Origin of the sequence: Methylobacterium sp. WL19 (genome assembly GCF_008040005.1) — a bacterium.
GTDB lineage: Bacteria > Pseudomonadota > Alphaproteobacteria > Rhizobiales > Beijerinckiaceae > Methylobacterium > Methylobacterium bullatum.
This window is the reverse complement of the sequence record NZ_VRVC01000195.1, coordinates 1-6,008: the sequence shown is the minus strand read 5'-3', so window position 1 is coordinate 6,008 and position 6,008 is coordinate 1. Positions and strand designations below refer to the sequence as shown.

Annotated in this window: 5 protein-coding genes; 1 reads left to right on the top strand and 4 read right to left on the bottom strand. The window is 66.7% G+C overall.

Features of this window, described 5'->3' with window-relative positions; genetic code table 11:
- On the bottom strand, positions 1 to 2,616 hold a 2,616-nt coding region (locus FV220_RS23600), incomplete at its 3' end, for a hypothetical protein (RefSeq protein ID WP_147833435.1).
- Between the two features lie 569 nt (positions 2,617 to 3,185).
- On the opposite strand from FV220_RS23600, the gene FV220_RS23595 reads away from it, so the two are divergent.
- Entirely contained in the window at positions 3,186 to 4,187 is a 1,002-nt protein-coding gene (locus tag FV220_RS23595; protein ID WP_147833434.1) for a helix-turn-helix domain-containing protein, read from the top strand.
- Positions 4,188 to 4,344: 157 nt separating this feature from the next.
- On the opposite strand, the gene FV220_RS23590 is transcribed toward FV220_RS23595, so the two are convergent.
- From FV220_RS23590 to FV220_RS23580, 3 genes are all read right to left on the bottom strand, one after another.
- Positions 4,345 to 5,103: a helix-turn-helix transcriptional regulator gene (locus FV220_RS23590; RefSeq protein WP_147833433.1), complete on the bottom strand. Its 759-nt coding sequence runs from the start codon at positions 5,101 to 5,103 to the stop codon at positions 4,345 to 4,347.
- 85 nt (positions 5,104 to 5,188) lie between these two features.
- Complete coding sequence (locus FV220_RS23585) at positions 5,189 to 5,764, bottom strand: class GN sortase (protein WP_147833432.1); 576 nt, start codon at positions 5,762 to 5,764, stop codon at positions 5,189 to 5,191.
- On the bottom strand, positions 5,752 to 6,008 hold a 257-nt coding region (locus tag FV220_RS23580; RefSeq protein ID WP_246689529.1), incomplete at its 5' end, for an LPXTG cell wall anchor domain-containing protein. The genes FV220_RS23580 and FV220_RS23585, both read right to left, overlap by 13 nt.

The following is a 6,008-nucleotide window of genomic DNA, read 5'->3' as shown; positions in this document are numbered from 1 at the left end:
GCCTCCGCCCGCGGCGGGGGTGCTGCTGGCCGTGGTGGTGGTGCCGAGGCCGAGGCCGGCGGTGTCGCTGGTCGCGGTCAGGGTCGGAGCGGCGGCGCCGGTGCCGACGGCGTTCGACTTCACCTGAAGCTTGTCGCCCACGAAGGAGACGGTGGCCTTGACGCCGGCGGTGTCGAGCTGGACCTGGATGGCTTCGGCGACCTTGTCCTGCGTCGCCGCGTTGCCGATGGCGTTGCCGGCCTTGTCGAGGCTCGTGGACGAGATCGAGACGTTCTTGCTGGTAGTGCCGTCGCTGATGGAGAAGGCGCTCGACTTGCCGCCCGACAGGTCGATGGAACCGGCCGGGATGCCTGTCGCGGTCACGGGCGTCTCGCCGGCAACCGCCGAGCCGATGCCGAGCCCCGCAGCGCCCGTCCCATCGACGCCGCGCGTCAGCGTGACGGTGCCGCTGGTGCCGACTCCCTTCGACGTGAGCTCGAGCTTGTCGTTGTTGAACGCGGCTGTGACGTTGACCCCGGCAGCGTCGAGCTGGGCCTGAATGGCGGCTGCAACCTGATCCTTAGTTGCGGCTGAGGCGAGTGTTCCGCTGCCTGACGGTGTGCTCGTGCTGATAGAGATATTAGCTGTCTTGGTGCCATCGCCGACCGTGAAGGTGTTGGCCGTCGATGTCAGCGCCAGGGTCGCCGCTGCGGTGCCGGTAGCCGTCACCTTCGCTGCGGTGCTGGCGGACGGCGTGGTCGCGGCATTGGTGGCCGTCAGCGTGTTGGCGGTGCCGAGGCCGAGGCCGATCGTGTCGGAGGCAGCGGTGATGACCGGCGCGGCGGTCGCGCTGTTGGGACCGACGATGGTCAGCTTGTCGTCGGTGCCGATGTAGGCCGAGTAGCCGCCGGTCAGCTGCTTGTTGATCGCCTCGACGGCAGCTTTCTGGTTCGGGTTATTGCCGATGGCTTGACCGGAATTGTCGGTCTTCGTGGAGTCGAGCGTCACGGTCGTGCCGCCGACCGTGAAGCTTGCGCTCTTGCCTTCGAGGTTGATGTTGTCGCCGAGGGTAGTGGCGAGCTTAGTCGTGGCCGGCTTGCCGAACAGGCCGAGTTGATCGGTCAGGCCGGCACCCGATGTCACAACAACCGGAGCCGCCGTTGCCGCTGTTTTATCGTTCGTCTCGAAGGTGAGAACGCCGCTGTTTATCGAGGCCGTGACACCGGCAGCAAAACCATTCAGTTGTACATTGATAGCGTCGGCATAATTTGTGGCTGTCTGCGTCGAGTCACCGAATTTGGTACCATTGGCGAGGAGGCTGTCAGCGTTCAGAGTGATTTTGTGACCGGCGACCGTGAAGCTTGTGGTCTGCGTGTTGCTGACGTCCGCCTTAGCCGGGGGCGAGACAGTGAAGTTCGTCCGTCCGCCGACCGTACCGGTACCTGTACTTGCCGCTGCCGCGGCACCGTTCGGGACTCCGACTACCGTCGTCGTGGAATCCGCCGCCGCGGGATTGCCCGCGACCGGCGTGCTCGCGGTGAAGGTGCTGAAGCCGATGCCGGCCGCGCCGTTGCCGCCCGTGGTGTCGATGCCGCCGATCACGGAGATCTGCGCGTCGGGGCCGACATCGGCCGACTTGAACACGAGGCTGTTGGTGCTGGACAGTTCGACCGTCGCGGTCGAGCCGCTATCCTTGAGCTGCTTGTTGATGGCCTTCGCGACATTCTCCCGCGAGGCCGAGGCGCCGAGGGTGCCGCCGAGCTCGTCGGTGGCCGAGTTCTTGTCGAGCTTGACCTGGACCGAGGTGTTGCCGTCGCTCACCACCAGGGAGGCGCTGCCGGTGGAGAAATCCGTGGCGACGGCCAGGGCGGCATTGGCGGTGACGGTGGCGGAGGTCGGCGTGGTGGTGGACTTGCCGTAGCCGATATCGATGGTGGAATTGGCCGAGCCCGCCACGGTCAGGCTGGCGGCCGCGCCCGTCGTCGTGGTCGCGAAGGTGATGCGGCCGTCGGGGCTGGTGCCGGCCGAGACCTTGCCGGCCAGCGCGCTGTTGTTGGCGATCTGGCCGTTGATGGCGGTGAGGAGCTGCTCCGACGTGACCTTGGAGAGGTCGGTGCCGGACGAGGCCAGGGTCGCCGAATCGATGCGGATGGTCGACTTGTTACCGCCCAGGGTGATCTCGAGGGAGGCGTCCTTGGTCGGGCCGGAGAAGTCGAACGTGGTCTCGCCGGTGGCGCCGGTGGTGCCGAGGGAGGCCAGGGTCGAGGTGGCCGTCACCTTGGCGGCCTGCTCCTTCGCGCCGCCGCTGATGCCGCTGCTGCCGCCGGTCTTGTCGGCGAGCGCCTGACTGGCCGTGGACTTGGCGGTTTCGAGGAGCTTGGTGATCGAGGTGATGCCCTGGCTCGCCGCCTGGATCGCCTGGACGCCGTTGGAGATGCCGTCGAGCAGCGAGCTGATGTCGCTGGAGCGTGCCGACAGGCTCTGCGCCGTGAAGAAGTTCGTGGGGTTGTCCAGCGCCGAGTTCACCTTCTTGCCGGTGGAGAGCCGGCTCTGGGTGGTCGAGAGCAGGTTTGCCGTGTCCTGGAGCGAAAGCAGGTTCTGGCGCGTTGCGGATGTGAGGGTGATGCTGCCGGACATCGAGTGGATCCTGTTGATCGAGACATCGCCCTGTTGGCGACGCCCCAGACAGGGGTCGATCCACTTATCGAGACCTTAATGCGGATCTCGACTGTGCTTGTGTTGAGGGGCGTTTCGTCTCATCTAAGTGATGTTTTGTCTCAAAATGCTTTTAAGTTGCTTGATGTCTCAAACATAGTCGTTTTCGTCTCATAGTCGAGCCCTCCGGCGGGGCGTGCCGCTTGCCTTGGCCGCCGGTCCAATTCAGATGAGTGTGGCGGGAGACCGCAACTCCATCGGCCGACGATGCTTAATCGTCGCAGAAATAATTCGCTTTGATCCAAAAAATTGTTGATTAATCAATTATTAAATCGATAGTGTGCGCTAATTAATTCGCGCATCAACGCTTAAGTAGTCAAAGCTTTGAGCGTCTTAGCAGGGCTGGTCGTCATGATCGATGACATATCGCATGTTGATCGATGATGACCTCGATCATTTGTTCGCATTGGGATGGGTATTCTCGAATATCTCTGGATCGGTACTTCTTGGTGCCGTCCATGGGTCTGCGTTGCATTGAAGGCCACTGATCCGTGACGGACATTCTCTGCGACCGTTTCATCGCTCCCACCGATCCGGCTCTGCTGGCTCAGTCCTGGTGCAATCATCTCGCGCCGGTCTTCGAGGCCGAGCTCGCGCCGGATGCCGACCTGGCCTCCCCGATCTCCCTGACCACGTATCATTTCGGGGAAGCCCTGGTCGGTTCAGTGACCGCGCCGGCCCAGCGCCTGAAGCGCTCGGCCCGGACCATCGCCCGGCAGGGCGTCGACCACATCCTGATCCAGTTCTACACCGCCGGCCAAAGCCGGGTGGGCGCCGCCCGACGCTCAGTGGAGATCAACGCCTCCCAGCTCGTGGTCTTCGACCTCACGCAGCCGATCGTCAGCGAGGCCGGGCCGGTCTCCGCTACAACCGTGATGCTGCCGCGCAAGCTCCTCGGCGACCAGATCGCCACCATCGAGAGCCTGCACGGGAAACCCCTCGATTACCGCTCGGCTCCCGTGCGGAACCTGTCCTACACCTACCTGTCCGGCCTCGTGGCCAGTGCCGCCTCCACCGAGGCGCACCAGCTGCGCTACCTGTCGAGCGCGGCGGCCGATCTCTGCGCCGCCTGCTTCCAGCCCGACGCGAACCAGGCGCCGGCCCTCGACCGGCTCAACAAGGTCGCCATCTGCCAGTACATCGAGCAGGAACTGGCCTCGGAATCCCTCGGGATCGACGCGCTGATCCTTCGGTTCGGGCTCTCGCGGGCCACCCTCTACCGGCTCTTCGAGGAGGAGGATGGGGTCGCCAGCCACATCCGCGAGCGACGCCTGCTACGGGCGATGAAACTCCTCGGCGCGGCGGGCGGGCGCCCGCGCATCTCGTCGGTCGCCTACGCCACGGGCTTCTCCGACGAGAAGACCTTCAGCCGCGCCTTTCGCAGGCGGTTCGGATTCCTTCCGAGCGAGGCCCTGGCGGAGCGGGCGCTCGCGCATCGCGGCCACGACAGCGCCCCGGTGCTGCTCGGCTGGATGCGAAGCCTGAGCGCCTGAGCCCCGGGCGGGGTCGGCCGAGACGTCACCCGTCCGTTCGGCCGGAGCCCGGATCGGCGGCCTGGACCGGCATTGGCGCAATGCCCGCACGGTCTCGTCGCACAACCCCCGGCTCTTCGAGGGTAGCCGGATTTGACACGGTCCGATTTGAGTCGGCTTAGCCGAACAGTACCCCATAGCCCTCCTCGAACACCCGTCCGAGTTGGCGGCGGTAATCGGCATAGGCCGGCATGCCGGACGTCACGCGTCCGTAGCTGAGTTCCGGGCCGGCCGAAGCTTCGGGGATGAGGGCGAGCGGAGCCGCGGCCGGGGTGAGTTGCGTGCCGCGTCCCGCATGCAGCGTCGTGAGCAGCCCGAACATCTCGCCATGGATGGTCGGCCGGCAGAGCACGGCAAGGCGACACTGTCCCTGCCAATTGGTGACGAGATAGATCATGCCCGATTGGTTCGGCACCGCGACGCTGCCGGTCTGGGCGAAAGGCGCATCGCTTCGCTCGGCCTCGCGGAAGGCAAGGCGTGCGCTCGCCGCGTCCCACGCGATCTCGGTGCGATAGGCGAAAACCGCATCCGCCATGCCGAAGGAGGGCCGCAGCGTCAGATAGCGCCCTTCGAGCCAGGCGGCGGATTCCCGGGAATAGGAGCCGAGTTCGGAAGGAGCATGCCGCGTCTCCGGTGCTGCGCTGACGGGCTCGATGCCGTTGCGCAGGCGCTGGCCGAGCGCTTCCTCCAGGCGGATGGTGGTGGCGAGCGTGAAGGGGCGGCGGCCGGCCAGGGCCTTCTCCAGGGTGGAAATGCTGATCCGCGCCAGATCGGCGAGCGTTTGACGGGAGATCCGGCGACGGGCGAGCGCCTCGCGCACGGCCTGGGCAATGGCGCGGCTCTGGCCCTCGGGCAGCTCGGTTTCGGGTTCTTGCACGGTCTCTCGGCTCGTCGCTCGTCTCCGCAGAGATCCGCACGAAACCGCACAGGCTGGCAAGACATGGCCCAGTAAGAGGAGTGGTTCATTCCGTGTCGTCCACCGCCTCTGCCTCCACGACCAGGCGCAGCGGCCCCTGCACCAGGCCATCCAGAGGCCAGCAGGTCACGAGGGCGATGTTTCGTCCCGGGGCGGCCGGATCGATCCCCGATGCGTCCCAGGACACGACCCGGCTGCCGCTGATCCGGAAACGGACGGTGCGTCCGTCCCGCCGGGTCACCGAGACGACATCGCCCGGCTTCACCGCTGCGAGCACCGCGAATTGCGTATCGCGATGAGCCGCGAAGATGGCGGTGCCCGGTTCGCCCGCCTCCGGCGTCCCGTCGAGATGGCCGGGGCCGAAGGCCAGGGCCTGTCCGCTGCCGCCGCGCAGGGCGACGAAGCTCTGTCCCGCCACCGTGAGTCGTGCCACCGGCTCGGTATCGGCCGATGGCCAGGGCCGCACCGGGCGGCCCTCGACGAGGCTTCGGGCGAAGGCACGCTCGAGGAGCACCTGCGCGAGCGCGGCCTTGGCGGGAATCCAGGCGGCTCCGACCAGGACGCCGAGGCCCGCGAGGATGAGGAGGGTGGCGAGCACCCTCCCCCCGGTCACGCGGCGCATCGGACGCTCCGCACCCGGCGAAGGGTGAGCAATCCGCCGAGCAGCAGGACGAGACCCAAGAGGATCTGCGCCCGGGTGCCCGCCCCGGTCTGGGGCAGCGGGACCGCCTGGGCCGGGGCCGGAACCGTGGCCTGGGCCGGGATGAGAGCGGCGCGGCGCTCGACAGGTAGCGCAGCTGGTGCGCCTCGGTGGAGGCGGCACTGGCCACGAGGCCGGACAGGTAGGTGTAGGACAGGTTCCGCAC